Origin of the sequence: Streptococcus infantis, assembly GCF_047460875.1 — a bacterium.
GTDB lineage: Bacteria > Bacillota > Bacilli > Lactobacillales > Streptococcaceae > Streptococcus > Streptococcus infantis_AA.
On record NZ_JASHFI010000001.1, the window covers coordinates 267635 to 285075 of the forward strand.

The window sequence follows — 17441 nt, forward strand, 5'->3', positions numbered from 1 at the left end:
TCATTACCTCCATACAAAATACAAAGCTACTAGTGTAGTTACTATTCCTAGGAACCAAACCGTTTTAAAGTACCATTTTCTAGTCTTGTGATGAAAAGTGAGTCCTGCCAACCAGGCACCAAAACCGCCACAAAAGAACGCAAATGATAATAAATATTTTTCTGGGATGCGCCAAGCACCTCTTCTTGCCTTGAATTTGTCAATGCCATAGATCAAGAAAATGATGAGATTCCAAATCAGGAGGGCAAAAGTAATTCCTTGATTTATCTTCATAATCTTTCAATGATGGCTTCCGTCATTTCCTTGGTCGAAGCCTGTCCTCCTAAATCTCTCGTTAAAATACCTGCAGCTAGACTTGCCTCAACAGCACGCTCGATACGCTCCGCATCCTCATATCGTCCAAAACTATCTCGCAACATCATCGCAACTGATAAAATCATGGAAATGGGATTGGCAATGCCTTGACCTGCTATATCAGGTGCTGAACCATGAATCGGTTCATAAAGGCTCGGTCCATTTTCAGAGTGACTAGCCGATGGCATAACTCCAAGTGTACCAGATAGAACGCTTGATTCATCAGATAAGATATCTCCAAAAAGATTTTCTGTCACGATAACATCAAACTTAGCAGGATTAGTAATCATGAGCATGGCAGCTGAGTCAACCAGCTGATGCTCCAAGGTTACATCTGGAAAATCTTTTGCGACTTCATCAGCAACTCTCCTCCATAGTTTTGAAGTTGCTAACACATTTTGTTTATCGATACTTGTAACGACTTTTCTCCGACTCCTTGCGATTTCAAAAGCCTTACGAATAATCCGCTCTACTTCCTCATAGCTATAATCGTTGATATCACGTGCCGATTTCTCTTCAAGGATATGATCTCCAAAGTAAATCCCACCTGTCAACTCACGCACTACTACAAAGTCAACACCAGCAATTCGATCTGGCTTAAGAGGTGATAAATGATTGAGACTCTCAAATATCTTTACTGGACGAATATTAGCATAGAGATTGAGTTCCTTACGAAGAGTCAGCAAGCCTTGTTCAGGTCGGACTGCGGCATTATCATACTGGGGACTACCGATAGCTGCTAGAAGAATAGCGTCTGCTTCTCTACATGCCTTGAGTGTTTCATCTGGTAAGGGATGTCCTGTAGCATCAATACCTGCACCTCCAAACGGTCGTCTGTCTATCTCAAAGTCAAATCCTGTTTTTTCAGCTATCGATGCAAGAACTACTAAACCAGCTTCCATGATTTCTGGTCCAATCCCATCCCCTGCTAGGGCAACTATTTTCTTTGTCATGGTATTCTCCTTTAAAGACTAGGCATGTCGCGATAGGAAACTGTTGTTCCCATCTCACCAGCATTCTCTTTTTGAACAAAGGTATTGGCATTAATGTAGGCAATAGCCGAAGCCTTCAACACATCGAAATCAAGGCCGGCTGCGTTAAATATAGTCTCTGTATCTCTGTTTTCAACAGTAACCAAGACTCTAGCCTGAGCGTCTATACCATCCGTTACCGCATCAATGGTGTAGGATACCAGGCGGACAGATTGGTTAAAGAACTTATCGATAGCGTTGAATATAGCCTCAACAGAACCTTGCCCTGTCGCATTAAATTCGACTTTCTCACCATCCATATTAGCCAGGCTAACAAGCGCTTCAATGTCATTTTCTGCATGAGTTTGAACTTGTAAATCATCAAAGTGAAAGCCTTCTGGGTTTTCAATCATGGTTCCAGCTACCAGAGCACGAATATCCGCGTCTGTGACTTCTTGTTTCTTATCTGCAAGTGATTTGAATTTGTCAAAAAGTGGCTTGATATCCTCTTCTGTGAAGTCTAAGGCCAATTCTCTCAGTTTTTCTACAAAGGCATGACGACCAGATAATTTTCCAAGCGGAAGACTGTTACTCTTGACACCAACCAATTCAGGTGTAATGATTTCATAAGTGAGAGGATTTTTAAGAACACCATCTTGGTGAATACCTGATTCATGAGAGAAGGCATTTCCTCCAACAACCGCCTTGTTTTTTGGAACTGGAATTCCTGAGAAACGAGAAACCATTTCAGACGTATTGATGGTTTCATTTAGGACAATACTTGTCTTTGCTTGATAATAATCTTGGCGAATATTGAGGGCCACCGCTATTTCTTCTAAAGCAGCATTCCCAGCTCTTTCTCCGATTCCGTTAATGGTGCCTTCAACACGTCTTGCTCCGTTCTTGACAGCAGCAAGGCTATTGGCAACTGCCATTCCAAGGTCATCGTGACAGTGAGGCGAATAGATAATCTGACGGTCAGTTTTAACATTGTCAATCAGATACTTGAAGATATTCCCATATTCTTCTGGTGTGGTAAAACCAACCGTGTCAGGAATATTGATATAAGTCGCACCTGCGTCTACCGCTGTTTGAACGACTTGTAAGAGGAAATCCAGCTCAGTTCTAGTCGCATCTTCAGGAGAGAATTCTACCACTTCAAATTTACTACGTGCATAGGAAACATGCTCTTTAATAGCTTCCAATATTTCCTCTTTGCTTTTATTCAACTTAAATTCACGATGAATAGGACTAGTAGCGATAAAAACATGGATTTGTGGATACTTAGCATCCTTGAGTGCTTCATAACAAGCGTCAATATCAGATTTAACAGAACGAGCTAAACCAGTCACCGCTGTTTTCTTCAAGACTTTTGCGATTTCCTGAACTGCAGTAAATGAGTCTGGACTAGCTGCTGGAAAACCAGCTTCAATTGCCGAAATTCCCCATTTTTCTAGCTGTTTTGCTATAGCAACCTTTTCTTTTATTGAAAAATTGACACCTGGTGTCTGCTCACCATCTCGAAGGCTAGTATCTAGGAATTCAACTGTTCTCATAAGATTTCCCCTTTTCTAAATTTGGTTTTAAAAAAACATCTCGCTCGGAGTTCCAAGCGAGATGTTGATTTACTCCCGCTTGGTAAGCCAAACAGGACTAATGCTTTTGCACTAGTCCGAGTACCTCAACAACAAAGCAAATTGATTAAACTTAGCTGTTTTCATGTTTGACTTTCTCCTTCGTTTGATTTCTTGTTTAGTATTTTAGCATAGGAAAAAACACATGTCAAGAAAAAATCCAATATTTTCTGAAAATTTCTTCAGTAAAGAATATTTTGCCAATTGAAAGTATTTGAAAAATCAAGTAAATCTAATTACTTTTTCAAGGTCAAGTTCCAACTTTTTTCGATCAATTCAAGCACCTCTTCATCTGATAAACTGTCATCAAGTGGCACACTTATCCAATAGCGCTTGTTCATATGAAAGGCTGGATAAATCCCTTTTTTTACCAACAAATCAGATACTTGATCATGTTTGAGATTGACTGCTTCCACTAGTCCTTCTCTGCCCTTTTCAAGCTTATCCCAAGAGATTCTCATCAAAACAGCATACCACTTTTGATTGCCCTCATGGCGCAAAACAGCTGTATCAGGTGATTTCTCCCATAGATATTCCAATTGATTTCCATACTTTTCTTGAACAAGTGCCATGATTCTCTTGGTCTGTGGACAGAGAAATCCCTGTACGTCAAAACAGGCCTTTCGGATTTCATAAAGAACTTCTAAACAAGCCTCTCGAACAGTTCCAACAAACGTACCTCTCATACTTGCCATATGAACTTGAGGATAAAGATCGCCAGTTTCTTGGTCATAAACTTGAAAACTTAAGTCTCCATCCTCAACTGTAACTATCATGAGAAAATCTCCGTGCAAGATAGTCGAACTATGGTTCCATACGCCTTGATTTTCTACAAATCCATACTCTTTAGCTTTTTTACTATTAAACTGATAAGCTTTAAAAATTTCAAACATAAGCGAAAACCGCTACCAAAAGCTAGCAGTTCCTTTCTATTTATTAAAAGACGACCTTAGTTCCATGTAATTGTGTCACACCCAGTTGGTCAATAAAGGTTTGACGGTTGTCCATGTCAATCCCTCCACCAGGTAAAATTTCAATTTTTCCTGCAGCGTGTTCTAGAATTCTGCGGTAGTGAGCAAAACGTTTTTCTAACGAGTCGCCAGATACACCTGCTCGAGTCAAAATACGTGTTACACCAGCATGGCTGAGCCAATCAATTGCTTCCAACTGATCTTGGTCGCTCAATTCATCAAATGCCATATGGAAAACAATTTCCATACCTTTAGATGCAGCAATTAATTTTTCAAGATTGGCCTTGTCCAACTTCTTATCAGCAGTCAATGCACCAAAGACAATGCCTTGGCTTCCTGCTTGAGCAGTTAGAGCGATGTCCTCAAGCATGATGGCAATTTCTAGATCATTGTATACAAAGTCACCACCACGTGGACGAATCATAGTCATAATGGTCGTATCGTAGTCGGCCGCCAGCTCCACAGCTGCCTTGGTTACTCCGTAGCTTGGAGTTGTTCCTCCAACTGCTAGATTGTCACAGAGCTCGATGCGACGAGCTCCTGCCTGCATAGCTTTTTCAAGCAAGGTTACATTTTCAGCACAAAATTCGTAAATCATTTGATTCTCCTTGAAGATTAGTTTAAATTTATTATATCATATTATTTCGAATATGTTTTTGTTTTTATCAAGGAAAATCGTTACTTATTAAAGCTATTCTTTATCAGGAATCACCTTAAAAAGATAGTAGGTAATAAAGATGGTTAAACATCCTAAACCAATTTTGACTGGTAAAAGAGGCGCAAAGTAAATAGAAATTCCCATCAAGATATAAATCGATACAATAATCTTTTTCTTACGTTCACGCGCAATAGACTTGGTCTCACGAAAGTCCGCTACGTAAGTCTGATAAAGTTTGGTATGATAAAGCCAATCTTCAAAACGCTTGGAACTTCTCGAAAAACAAGCAATAGACAACAAGAGAAAGGGAGTTGTTGGCAAAAGTGGTAAAACTACACCTACGAGAGCTAGAGCTAACGAGATAAAACCAATACTGAGATAAATGAAACGCATATCTTCTCCTTATTTAGAATAATCATTTACTAGTTTCCCACATTTTAATGAATTTTGTCAAGCCTTTACTAAAAAGAGCCTGAAATTTACTTTCAGGACTCATTCTTTTATTTGATTTTTTCTTCTTCGTAATCACCATTGCTACATACGATCTGTTTCCCGCCACCACGGATTTTTTTCTCCATGAGGAAGTTGCCACATTTTGGACAATCTCGTCCAACAGGCTTGTCCCAAGAAGTAAATTCACATTCTGGATAGCGATTACAACCATAGAAGATGCGATTACGCTTAGTTTTTCGTTCAATGATTTGACCTTGATGACAGCTTGGGCACTCAACACCAATTTCTTTCACGATAGCTTGTGTATGACGGCAATCTGGGAAATTGCTACAAGCATAAAACTTACCAAAGCGACCAAGTTTAATGACCATCGGACTTCCACACTCTTCACAATCAAATCCTGCTGGCTCATCCTTGATTTGGATTTTTTCCATTTCCTCTTCGGCTTTGGCAACCTCTTTAGAGAAGGGTTTGTAAAATTCATCAATGACTCGTTGCCATTGTTCTTTACCGACTTCGACATCATCCAGTTTACCTTCCATTTCAGCTGTAAAGGTTACATTGACGATATCAGGGAAATATTCAACGATGAGCTTGTTAACAATTTCTCCCAACTCTGTCGGTTCAAAACGCTTGGCTGCAAGGCGGACATAATAGCGCTTTTGAATAGTTTCAATAGTGGGTGCATAAGTCGATGGACGTCCAACCCCATTTTCTTCCAAGGTCTTAATTAAAGTAGCCTCAGAATAACGTGCTGGGGGTTGAGTAAAGTGTTGCTCAGGTTTACTATTGACCTGTTTGACAACATCACCAACTGCCATGTCTGGCAACATCTTATTCTTATCTGAGTCATTGTAAATGGCCAAGTAACCATCAAATTTAACCTGACTGCCATTTGCTACAAATTGAACTCCATTTTGAGAGAGCTTAACAGCCATGGTATCAAAGATGGCACCAGTCATCTGACTCGCTACAAAACGGTTCCAGATAAGGGTATAGAGTTTGAGTTGGTCTTTATCTAAGTATTTAGCAATTTTTTCTGGCGTGTTAAAGACACTTGATGGGCGAATAGCCTCATGGGCATCTTGGGCACCAGTAGCATTTTTGACCTTGCTACCATGCTTAGAATACTTACTACCAAAACGTTCATTGATGTAGCTTGCAGCTTCATTTTGTGCAATTGGACTAATACGAGTAGAATCCGTACGCATATAAGTAATCAAACCTTGGACACCTGTACCAATATTGATTCCTTCGTAGAGCTGTTGGGCAACCATCATGGTCTTTCGAGTACGGAAATTGATCTTGTTGGCTGCATCCATCTGCATAGTTGAGGTAGTATAAGGTAGTGGAGCGTTACGCTTGCGCTCTTTTTTATCTACCTGATCCACTGTAAAGTCTTTGCTAGACAGATGAGACAAGACTTCTTTGACCTCTTCATTGGTAGCCAATTTCATTTTCTTGCCATTCATTCCATAGAAGGATGCTTGGAATTGCTTAGTCCCCTTTTTGAAGACTCCATCAATCGTCCAATATTCTTCTGGTTGAAAGGCATTGATTTCATTTTCACGGTCAATGATGAGTTTAAGGGCAACAGATTGCACGCGCCCTGCTGATAAGCCCTTCTTAACCTTTTTCCATAAAATTGGTGAAATAGAATAACCTACCAAGCGGTCCAAGACACGACGGGCTTGTTGGGCATCCACCAAATCCATGTCAATCTTACGAGGTTCTTTAAAGGCATTTTTTACCGCATCTTTTGTAATCTCGTTGAAAACAACACGGTTAGCATCATTCTCATCTAGATTCAAAATATGAGCCAAATGCCAAGAAATAGCTTCTCCTTCACGGTCCGGGTCACTTGCGAGGAAAACTTTATTGGCTTTTTTAGCCTCTTTTTTCAAGTCATTAATCAGAGGACCTTTCCCACGAATATTGATATATTGGGGTTCATAATTATTTTCTATATCGACTGACATACTGGATTTTTTCAAATCACGGATATGACCGACACTTGCTAAAACTTTATAGTTTCTACCCAAATATTTTTCAATCGTTTTAGCCTTTGCAGGCGACTCCACGATTACTAGATTTTTTTTAACTGTTGATTTTTTCTTCTTTGTTGCCGTAGCCACAGTATCACACCTTTTCAAAGTAATAAACTTTATAAAGTGTAAACCATTTTTAGAGACCTGTCAAGACTTAACTACTATATATAGAAGAAAAGTTTGATTATTGAAATCTTCTAGACTTCTAAAACTCAAATTCTGCCAAAACATCTTGGCCACTTGTAATAAGTTTTGCTCCCTCTTGAACCAAATGATGACAACCATCTGAACGTCCATCTAGAATACTACCTGGAATGGCAAAGACATCTCTTCCTTCTTCCATAGCTCGCTCACATGTAATCAAACTACCTGAACGCATTTTGGCTTCTGCAACAATTACCCCCCTACATAAACCAGCAATAATCCGATTTCTTGCTGGAAAGTGATATTTTAATGGTTCTTCACCAGGTCCATATTCACTGAGTAGCAAATGATGTTGGCCGATGTAGTCCTGCAAACGTTTATTTGATCGAGGATAGTAGACATCTAAGCCAGTACCAATGACAGCAATGGTTTTTCCGCCACTTTGAAGAATAGACATATGAGCTGCTGTATCAATTCCCCTAGCAAGACCACTGACAATGACTAGTTCATTTTCCAATTCTTGAATCACCTTACGAACTGATTTTGTACCTGTTTGGCTACAGCTGCGACTTCCAACAACCGCAATTTTGGGCAACTTTAATAAGTTTATATCCCCCTTATAGAAAAGAAGAACTGGTGCGTCGTAGATTTCACAAAGGGCAAAAGGGTAGACATCATCTAAAATGGAGAATGACGGAAATTTCTCAAAATCTCTCTTTAAACGATCCATACTCTCAAGGCTTAGTTTGTGGTATCGTTCCATAAAGAGAACGGGGTTACGACACTCAGAGGCCTCAGCAATAGTCTCTAAGCTTAACTCTTGATCATAAATTTCTCCGAATTGAAGAACCTTCAATACCTGCTGATTACTTAAACCTGCTTGCTTCAACTTATAGATCTCAAAATTATCAATTTTTATCTTCATCATCTACTCCTTGTTTATCTCTCTAGTTATTTATTCGTAAATAAAAGAAAAAACTTCCTAACAAAAATATTTTGTTTAGGAAGTTAATCATTCATCGAATTATTAATAGTCTGGACGAAGAACACCAGTTACTGTCGCTTTAGTTGCTTCATAGTCACCATCTATAACAACCTTGATGATGCGTTTAGCATCTTCTTCTGGAGCTGGAACTAAAGGCAAACGAGTTGGCCCAGCTTCAAATCCCATATAATTCAGCACAGCTTTAACAGGAGCTGGACTTGGATATGAGAAGAGAGCATTGACTTTAGGAATAAATTGTCTCTGAATTGTAGCTGCTTTTTTAATATCACTGTTAGCGATAGCTGTGAACATCTCATACATTTCATCACCATTTGTATGCGATGCGACAGAGATAACTCCATCAGCACCCAAGTTCATCGCATGGAAGGCATCACCATCCTCACCTGTATAAATCAAGAATTCCTCTGGTTTATGCTCGATCAAATAAGCCATATTAGCAAGGCTGGTACATTCTTTGACACCGATAATATTTGGATGTTCAGCCAAACGAAGCATGGTCTCAGGAGTTAATTCTACCACTACACGACCTGGGATATTATAGAGGATGATTGGCAAATCAGAGGCATCAGCAATGGCTTTAAAGTGTTGGTACATTCCTTCTTGAGAAGGTTTATTGTAGTAAGGAACAATGGCAAGCCCTGCTGCAAAGCCACCAAACTCTGCTACTTCTTTAACGAACTCAATCGAGTCACGTGTGTCGTTTGTACCGATACCAGCAATCAAAGGAACACGCCCCTGAACCACTTTTTGAACCGCTGCAAATAGCTCCAGTTCCTCATCGTGTGTTAAGGTTGGACTTTCAGCAGTAGTTCCCGCTAACAGAATTCCATCAGTATGATGGGCCAATAAGTGCTCAATCAAGTCTGGAATTGCAGCAAAATTTATAGAGCCATCTGCATGAAAGGGAGTTATAAAGGCTGTGATGATTTTGCATTCTTTTAAATCTTGATAGGACATATAAACACCTTTCTCTATATAAGAAAGAGGCTGGGGCATACTTGCCTTTGCCTCCTGTTCTGTAAGTAAAACAACTAGATTCGCTAGATAGCGAAGGAGAGATCAAACTCTTCAAGTTACTGATTTCTGTTTCATGGCGCAGTGATTGATTGGAACTACTCATGTTTCCAACATTCCTACTTCCTAATCAACTGAGCGGGAGGAGTACGACTTTTATAGCCTGAGCCTTAAATTATAAAAGCGAAGGAGAAATCAAACTCTTCGAGTTACTGATTTCTGTTTTACTCCCTATTTCAATTCAAATTTTAATTCAGCTGTTGGACGAACCAATCCACGTTCATGAAGAGTTTCTGCAATTTGAACTGAGTTCCAAGCAGCACCTTTGAGAAGGTTATCTGAAACAACCCACATGTGAATTCCTTTTTCAGCATCCAAGTCTTTACGGATACGACCTACGAAGGTATCACGTGAACCAACTGCATTGATAGCTTGAGGATAGATTTGATGAGCTACGTCATCTTCAAGAACAGCACCTGGGAAGGCTGAGATAGCCGCTTTTACTTCTTCGATTGGAGCCACTTCTTTTGTTTCGATGTAAACAGACTCAGAGTGAGCTGATAAGACTGGAATACGCACACATGTTGCAGATACTGCAATGCTATCATCTTCCATAATTTTCTTAGTTTCCTTAGTCATCTTCATCTCTTCGTAAGTGTAATCATTGTCAGTGAAGACATCAATTTGTGGAAGAGCATTGAAGGCAATAGGATAATGTTTCTTATCACCACCTGAAGGCAAGATTTCGGCATGCAAATCACGTGGATTCACACTATCATTCAAAACTTCACGAAGTTCACGTTGTGTCTCAAGAATAGCTCCCATACCAGCACCTGAAACTGCTTGGTAAGTTGAAACAATGATACGGTCCAAGCCCCATTTTTGACGAACAGGCTCAAGAGCCACCATCATTTGGATTGTTGAACAGTTAGGGCAGGCAATGATTCCGTTGTGGGCATCAAGTGCATGAGCATTGACCTCTGGAACAACCAAAGGAACATCTGAATTTTGACGGAAGTAAGATGTATTATCTACTACTACTGCTCCAGCTTTGACTGCATAGGGTGCATATTTAGCTGAAGTTGAACCACCTGCTGAAAAGAGAGCAATATCAACACCCTCAAAAGCTGTTTCAGTTGTTTCTTCAATCGTAATATCTTGATCTTTAAATTTCAAAGTCTTGCCTGCTGAACGTGCAGAAGCCAGATAGCGAATCTTATCGATTGGAAGAGTAGATTCTTCCAACATTTTGATCATTTGAGCACCAACGGCACCTGTCGCGCCGACTACAGCAACTGTATATCCCATAAATAACCTCTTTCGGAATTTTCTAAAAATTTCTATAATAGAAACATTATACTACTTTTTAAAAAAAATGAAAAGTCTTTTCCTCATCTATTTTCTGAATGAACAAGAAAAAGGATTGCCTAGTTCTAGCAGATCCTTTTTCAATAATCTTATTTCTTAATATCTTTGCTTGTAAGGCTTATTAAAGGCTTCCAAGACATCTGATGGTGTTTCTGCATAAGATTTCACCTCTTTGAAATCTCCCTTTACGATAATCCGTTCTGTTGCATTATAGTCCACACAGGTTACCAAGGTAATCTCATTAATACCTTCACGGTCTTCTATTTCATCAACACGGTCAGGTGTAACATGTTTAACTTCACGAATGACGTAGGTATAAACTTTATCCTTGTCAGTTAGATAAATCTTCATACCTTCTTTCGCATTAACCAAAGGCGAGAAGAGCATTTGGCTTGCATTCTCAGCTGTAAAGATATGGTGACTAGCTAGAGAATAATTTCCCTCACCCATTTTTTGATTTGGTTTCATGGTTCCTGCTCCATAGAACAAGTTAACATTATCCAATCCTTTAAAGATTGGCAAGTTAATCTCTACTTCAGGAATGGCAATTCCACCAATAACAGGGAGTTGTTGGGCATCCCACTGGGCAGATAAAACCGCTTCGGATGAGATAGCCTTTACAGAATCGAAATCAAAATTTCCTTCTGTATCTTGATTTTCTTCCAATTTTTCTTTTGATACCTGGCTGACTTGGTATTTATTGGTATTCCAAACCATAAAGATATCACGAATTTTCGAGTTAAAAATCAGAGCAATTGATAGCACGATTAAGAATCCTGCTAGGATATTAATGAGTAGATTCTTACGTTTATTTTTTTTACTTACATTCTTTTTTTGAGACATTATGCTTCACTTTCTGTTTCTTTTTCTGCCCCAACTTCTTCTTTCTCCGCAGCTGCAACACTTGTAAAGGTTACAATCTTGGCATTCTCGTCTAGACGCATGACTTTCACTCCCATGGTTGAGCGTCCAGTTTGAGAGATATTGGCGACATTAGTCCGAATCATCACACCGGTATCTGTAATGATCATCAAATCTTCATCTCCTTTAACAGTCAGAAGACCCGCAAGTGGACCATTTTTCTCAGTGACATTGGCTGTTTTCATTCCTTTACCAGCACGTCCCTTAGTTGGATATTCAGTGGCAACTGTACGTTTACCATACCCTTTTTCAGTGATGATAAGAACTTCATCTTGGTCGGTAATCACTCTAGCACCAACTACTGTGTCACCTTCACGGAGATTTACTCCCTTAACACCTGTAGCGCTTCGACTCATGCTTCGGACTGAAGACTGGTTGAATCGAACTGCATATCCTAATTTAGTACCAATGATGATATCTGTGTCTTTCTCAGTTAGTAAGACATTAATCAATTCGTCCTCATCTTTCAGATTCAAGGCTTTCAGACCATTCTGACGAATATTGGCAAATTCTTTAACACTGGTTCTCTTAACAATACCAGCTCGTGTCGTAAAGAAGAGATAGGCATCATCACTGCGTTCAGATTCAACGTTGATAATGGTTTGAATACTTTCACCTTCGTCTAGTTTCAAAAGATTGACGACTGGCAAACCTTTGGCTGTACGACCGTATTCTGGAATTTCATAACCCTTAAGGCGATAAACACGTCCTTTATTGGTGAAGAATAGCAAGTGATCATGAGTACTCGTTGAAACCAATTCACGCACAAAGTCATCATCCTTGACTCCAGTTCCTTGAACACCACGTCCACCTCGTCTTTGAGCTGTAAACTCGTCTTGGTCCAAACGTTTGATATAGCCTTTGTTTGATAGAGTGATAAGAACATCAGACTCTTCAATCAAGTCTTCATCTTCAAGAGTCAGAACTTCACCGACCATCAATTCAGTACGACGTGGATCGCCAAACTTACGTTTGACCTCATCCAATTCTTCCTTGATGATTTGCGCTACACGTTCTGGTTTTGCAAGAATGTCTGCCAAGTCAGCAATCAAGGCAATGAGTTCATCATACTCTGACTGAATCTTATCACGTTCCAAACCTGTCAAACGGCGAAGACGCATATCAAGAATTGCCAAACTCTGACGTTCAGATAGCTTGAACTTGTTCATCAATTCAGCTTGGGCTTCTGCATCAGTTTCACTGCCACGGATAATACGGATAACTTCATCAATATGATCCAGAGCAATCAGCAAACCTTCCAAGATATGGGCGCGTGCCTCAGCTTTCTCTTTGTCAAATTGAGTACGACGAGTCACCACTTCTTTTTGGTGCTCAATATAAGCATCCAAGATTTGGCGAAGAGATAAGATCTTTGGAACACCATTCTGGATAGCCAGCATGTTAAAGCCAAAACTAGTTTGCATCTGAGTCATCTTGAACAAATTATTCAAAATAACATTCGCAGATGCATCACGTTTCACCTCGATTACAAAGCGAACACCCTCACGGTTAGATTCGTCACGAACGGCTGTAATACCTTCAATACGTTTTTCTTGAACCAAACGCACAATATGCTCATGGACTTTAGTCTTGTTGACCATATATGGGAATTCGGTAACAACGATACGTTCGCGACCTGTTTTTGTTTCCTCGATTTCAGTACGAGAACGAAGAATAATCGAACCCTTACCTGTTTCATAAGCCTTATGAATACCTGATTTCCCCATAACAAGGGTACCAGTTGGGAAGTCTGGACCAGGCAAAACTTCCATCAAATCTTTGGTTGTAACTTCAGGATTATCCATGACGAGTTTAACAGCATCAATGGTTTCACCCAAGTTATGAGGTGGAATATTGGTCGCCATACCAACAGCAATCCCTGTAGCTCCATTGACCAAAAGATTTGGGAAACGAGCTGGGAGAACCACAGGTTCACGTTCATTGGCATCATAGTTATCTACAAAATCAACCGTGTTTTTATTGATGTCACGAAGCATCTCAAGAGCAATCTTACTCATGCGTGCTTCAGTATAACGCTGGGCAGCGGCTCCATCACCGTCCATAGAACCAAAATTCCCATGCCCATCTACAAGCATGTAACGGTAGCTCCACCATTGAGCCATACGAACCATAGCTTCATAGATAGATGAGTCCCCGTGTGGGTGGTATTTACCCATGACATCCCCTGTAATACGGGCAGATTTCTTATGGGGTTTGTCAGGTGTCACACCCAATTCGTTCATACCGTATAAAATACGACGATGAACTGGTTTCAATCCATCTCGAACATCAGGAAGGGCCCGCGATACGATAACACTCATGGCGTAGTCAATAAAGCTGGTCTTCATCTCCTTTGTCAGATTGACATTCACTAAATTTTTATCTTGCATTAACAAATGCCTCATTTCACTATTAGTAACTAGATATATTATACCATAGTTTGCCTTAGATTTCAGGCTTCCAATCCGACTAAAACGTTTACATATCCATATGAAGGTTATATCCGTGACAAAGCTATTTAAAAGTGATAAAATGAAATCAAATAGGGGAAGCCCTTAAAAAAATGAAGGAGATGTTTAGACAAATGACACTAACTAAACAACACAAAAAAGTTATCCTTGTCGGCGACGGTGCCGTAGGTTCTTCTTACGCTTTTGCACTTGTTAACCAAGGTATTGCACAAGAACTTGGTATCATTGAAATTCCTCAATTGTTTGAAAAAGCTGTTGGTGATGCAGAAGACCTTAGCCACGCGCTTGCCTTCACTTCACCTAAGAAGATTTACGCAGCTTCTTACGATGACTGTGCAGATGCGGATCTTGTAGTTATCACTGCAGGTGCTCCACAAAAACCAGGTGAAACTCGTCTTGACCTTGTTGGTAAAAACCTTGCAATCAACAAATCTATCGTCGAACAAGTTGTAGCGTCAGGTTTCGATGGCATCTTCCTTGTAGCGGCTAACCCAGTTGACGTTTTGACATACTCAACTTGGAAATTCTCAGGCTTCCCTAAAGAACGCGTTATCGGTTCAGGTACTTCACTTGACTCAGCTCGTTTCCGTCAAGCACTTGCTGAAACTATCGGTGTTGATGCTCGTTCAGTCCATGCCTACATCATGGGTGAACACGGTGACTCAGAGTTTGCTGTTTGGTCACACGCTAACGTAGCAGGTGTTAAATTGGAACAATGGTTGCAAGCTAACCGTGACTTGAACGAAGCTGACCTTGTTGAACTCTTCATCTCAGTTCGTGACGCTGCTTACTCAATCATCAACAAGAAAGGTGCAACTTACTACGGTATCGCAGTTGCTCTTGCTCGTATCACAAAAGCTATTCTTGATGATGAAAATGCGGTTCTACCACTTTCAGTATTCCAAGAAGGTCAATACGGAGTTGAGAACGTCTTTATCGGTCAACCAGCTATCGTTGGTGCACATGGTATCGTTCGTCCAGTTAACATCCCATTGAACGACGCTGAAACACAAAAAATGCAAGCTTCTGCTCGTGAATTGCAAGAAATTATTGACGAAGCATGGAAAAATCCAGAATTCCAAGCAGCTTCTAAAAATTAATTTAATTTAATATTAAAAAAGAAATGTCTAGACAAATCAATCTAGACATTTTTTTGATGTAACTTTAATCCATTTGAGCAAAAGCTGCTTCTGCATCTGCATTACTAATCGCTCCAAGCTGAATTTTCCCAATTTTCCCTTGTGAATCAATTAAATACTCTGTAGGAATGCTTCGAATTTGATAGGCTTGAAAGGTTGCACCTTCTGTATCATACAAGACTGGAATATCTTTATAACCTTGTTCCTGATACCATTTTGGGAATTGATCAATAGTTTTTTCACCTTGAAGTCCTGGCGCAATCACCGATAAAATTTCGAAATCACGGTCTGTCTTAGCAGCAAGTTCCATTAATTCTGGCATACTTTTACGGCAAGGCCCACACCAAGATGCCCAGAATTTGAGATAAACTTTTTTACCTTTATAATCAGATAATTTCACTTCTTTTCCATCCATAGATTGAAGGGTGAAATCAGGTGCTTCTTTTCCGACCGAAACTCGTTGTAAGGTGGTTTGTTGTTGATTTTGACTTTGTTTACTTTCCTCTTGCCCACAAGCAATCAAAAGAAAGAGTGATAAGCAACTAAGTCCAAGACATAGGATTTTTTTCATCTTTAACTCCTTTTATCCAAATATTCCTGATAGTACATTTAATTGCCCAAATATCAATAGTATTCCCATAAGAATAATGAGCAGACCTCCAATTTTCTTAAGTAAGAGGATGTGAGGTTTTATTTTACTAAAATAAGGCATAACAAAACCTGATGCCAAAGCTAATAGTAAAAATGGAAGAGCCATTCCCATTGTGTAGACTAAGGTTAATAAAGCACCTTGAAGAGCACCGTTGCCTCCTGAAGCTGCAAGAGCTAGCACTGAGCTTAAGACTGGACCGATACATGGCGTCCAACCAAAGCTAAAGGTGATACCAAGAAGAAAAGCTGATAGATAGTGACCAGATTGACTCTGCTTAAAGTTAAGCGTCTTTTGTACTTCTAGCTTGCGTAAATGGAGGACCTCCATCTGATGTAAACCGAGGATTATAATGATAGTGCCCATGACATAGCGGAACCAGTCAGCATAGAGTAAATGACCAAGAAAGCCCGCTCCAAATCCTAGAATAAAGAAAATGACCGATATCCCTCCAATAAAGCAGAGGGTGCGTATCAAGCCTGACCATGCAACATCTCTTCCCAAAAAACGAAAGGTCCTTGATCTTTCATGATTATCCAAAAGTATACCCACATAGACAGGTAATAAGGGAAAAATGCAGGGAGAAAAGAACGATAAAACTCCCGCTAAAAAAACGGAGATAAAAAATAAACTACTTTCCAATTAATGACCTTCTTTCAAAATTTTCACTTTATATTTTACTACAAATAACATTATAAGTCTTAACTTTGCTACGCTATTATTTTAGAGAAAACAAAAAGGAGCTTAGCTCCTTGAAAATATTATTAATAAGTTCCCTCTTCACCTTGACTGGTCAAGATGACTGGACCGTCTTTGGTGATGACGAATTGGTGTTCGTACTGGCATGATAGACCACCATCAATGGTTTTATGAGCCCATCCTGTTTTCATATCAGTATCAATTTCCCAATCACCTGTATTGATCATAGGCTCAATAGTCAAAACCATACCTTCACGAAGGCGAAGGCCACGACCTGCGACACCGTAGTTTGGAACCATAGGCTCTTCGTGCATGGTTGGGCCAACACCGTGGCCAACAAGATCACGAACAACACCGTATCCACGACTTTCGGCATATTCCTGAATCGCTGCACCGATATCACCGATACGATTTCCTACAACAGCCTGTTCAATACCCTTATACATAGCTTCCTTGGTAACATCCATCAAGTTTTTCACTTTCTCAGATGGAGTACCTACAGCATAAGCCCAACAAGAATCAGCTAAGCCACCAGTAAAGCTTTGAGTATATTTTTTCATCTGCTCAACATTATTAAAGTTGAGTTTAGAAACATTGAGGTCTGACTTGGCAATTGGTCCACCTAAAACCATATCAACCTTGAGAAGGTCGCCCTCTTTGAGGATATAATGGCGAGGAAAGGCGTGGGCTACTTCGTCATTGAGCGAACAGCAGGTTGCATATGGATAATCCATGATGGCTCCATCAACACCGATTTGAAGTGGAAGGAAGTTCTCTTCTTTACAACGTCGGCGAACATACTCTTCTACTTCCCACATATCTACACCTGGCTTAATGATATCACGCAAGCCGATATGAATACTCGCAAGGAAATCTCCAGCCTTATCCATTGCTTCAATTTCTCTTGCTGATTTTAATGTAATCATCTTATCTCCTACATT

At 39.9% G+C, this 17441-nt stretch carries 16 protein-coding genes; 1 reads left to right on the top strand and 15 read right to left on the bottom strand.

What is annotated here, in order from left to right; all coding sequences use genetic code 11:
- Window positions 1–3: 3 nt before the first annotated feature.
- The 12 genes from QM887_RS01330 to gyrA all read right to left on the bottom strand — a co-directional run bounded on the left by QM887_RS01330 (window position 4) and on the right by gyrA (window position 13932).
- Window positions 4–273, bottom strand: a complete 270-nt coding sequence (locus QM887_RS01330) for a DUF1294 domain-containing protein (RefSeq protein WP_414270163.1) — start codon at window positions 271–273, stop codon at window positions 4–6.
- Window positions 270–1307 (bottom strand): 3-isopropylmalate dehydrogenase, encoded by a 1038-nt coding sequence (gene leuB, locus QM887_RS01335; protein ID WP_414270164.1) that lies wholly within the window; start codon window positions 1305–1307, stop codon window positions 270–272. Before leuB ends, QM887_RS01330 begins: the two co-directional genes overlap by 4 nt.
- Window positions 1308–1318: 11 nt before the next feature.
- The gene (locus QM887_RS01340; protein ID WP_414270165.1) at window positions 1319–2881 is read right to left on the bottom strand and encodes a 2-isopropylmalate synthase; all 1563 of its coding nucleotides are present in this window, start codon (window positions 2879–2881) and stop codon (window positions 1319–1321) included.
- Window positions 2882–3195: 314 nt separating this feature from the next.
- A complete protein-coding gene (locus QM887_RS01345; RefSeq protein ID WP_414270166.1) occupies window positions 3196–3852 on the bottom strand; it encodes an MmcQ/YjbR family DNA-binding protein in 657 nt (218 codons plus the stop codon).
- A gap of 43 nt (window positions 3853–3895) precedes the next feature.
- Entirely contained in the window at window positions 3896–4528 is a 633-nt protein-coding gene (locus QM887_RS01350) for a copper homeostasis protein CutC (RefSeq protein ID WP_248034382.1), read from the bottom strand.
- A gap of 93 nt (window positions 4529–4621) precedes the next feature.
- Complete coding sequence (locus QM887_RS01355; protein ID WP_248034383.1) at window positions 4622–4981, bottom strand: YbaN family protein; 360 nt, start codon at window positions 4979–4981, stop codon at window positions 4622–4624.
- Window positions 4982–5088: 107 nt separating this feature from the next.
- Window positions 5089–7176 carry a type I DNA topoisomerase gene (topA, locus tag QM887_RS01360; protein ID WP_248034384.1) on the bottom strand — a complete coding sequence of 696 codons (2088 nt, stop codon included), beginning with the start codon at window positions 7174–7176 and terminating at the stop codon, window positions 5089–5091.
- A gap of 118 nt (window positions 7177–7294) precedes the next feature.
- Window positions 7295–8146 carry a DNA-processing protein DprA gene (gene dprA / locus QM887_RS01365; protein WP_414270259.1) on the bottom strand — a complete coding sequence of 284 codons (852 nt, stop codon included), beginning with the start codon at window positions 8144–8146 and terminating at the stop codon, window positions 7295–7297.
- Window positions 8147–8260: 114 nt separating this feature from the next.
- Complete coding sequence (dapA, locus tag QM887_RS01370) at window positions 8261–9196, bottom strand: 4-hydroxy-tetrahydrodipicolinate synthase (protein ID WP_414270167.1); 936 nt, start codon at window positions 9194–9196, stop codon at window positions 8261–8263.
- 288 nt (window positions 9197–9484) lie between these two features.
- Window positions 9485–10561 carry an aspartate-semialdehyde dehydrogenase gene (locus QM887_RS01375; protein ID WP_414270168.1) on the bottom strand — a complete coding sequence of 359 codons (1077 nt, stop codon included), beginning with the start codon at window positions 10559–10561 and terminating at the stop codon, window positions 9485–9487.
- Window positions 10562–10717: 156 nt separating this feature from the next.
- Entirely contained in the window at window positions 10718–11464 is a 747-nt protein-coding gene (locus QM887_RS01380) for a class A sortase (protein WP_414270169.1), read from the bottom strand.
- Entirely contained in the window at window positions 11464–13932 is a 2469-nt protein-coding gene (gyrA, locus tag QM887_RS01385; RefSeq protein WP_414270170.1) for a DNA gyrase subunit A, read from the bottom strand. The genes QM887_RS01380 and gyrA overlap by 1 nt, the downstream gene beginning before the upstream one ends.
- Before the next feature lie 194 nt (window positions 13933–14126).
- Between gyrA and QM887_RS01390 the strand changes: the two genes are divergently transcribed.
- Window positions 14127–15113, top strand: coding sequence for an L-lactate dehydrogenase (locus QM887_RS01390; protein WP_414270171.1), 987 nt, complete (start codon window positions 14127–14129; stop codon window positions 15111–15113).
- A gap of 64 nt (window positions 15114–15177) precedes the next feature.
- Here the strand turns inward: QM887_RS01390 and sdbB are convergent, their stop codons facing one another.
- From sdbB to QM887_RS01405, 3 genes are all read right to left on the bottom strand, one after another.
- Window positions 15178–15723, bottom strand: coding sequence for a thiol-disulfide oxidoreductase-associated lipoprotein SdbB (gene sdbB / locus QM887_RS01395; protein ID WP_414270172.1), 546 nt, complete (start codon window positions 15721–15723; stop codon window positions 15178–15180).
- 12 nt (window positions 15724–15735) lie between these two features.
- Window positions 15736–16443 carry a thiol-disulfide oxidoreductase-associated membrane protein CcdA2 gene (ccdA2, locus tag QM887_RS01400; protein ID WP_414270173.1) on the bottom strand — a complete coding sequence of 236 codons (708 nt, stop codon included), beginning with the start codon at window positions 16441–16443 and terminating at the stop codon, window positions 15736–15738.
- Between the two features lie 122 nt (window positions 16444–16565).
- A complete protein-coding gene (locus QM887_RS01405) occupies window positions 16566–17426 on the bottom strand; it encodes a methionyl aminopeptidase (protein WP_414270174.1) in 861 nt (286 codons plus the stop codon).
- Window positions 17427–17441 lie beyond the last annotated feature (15 nt).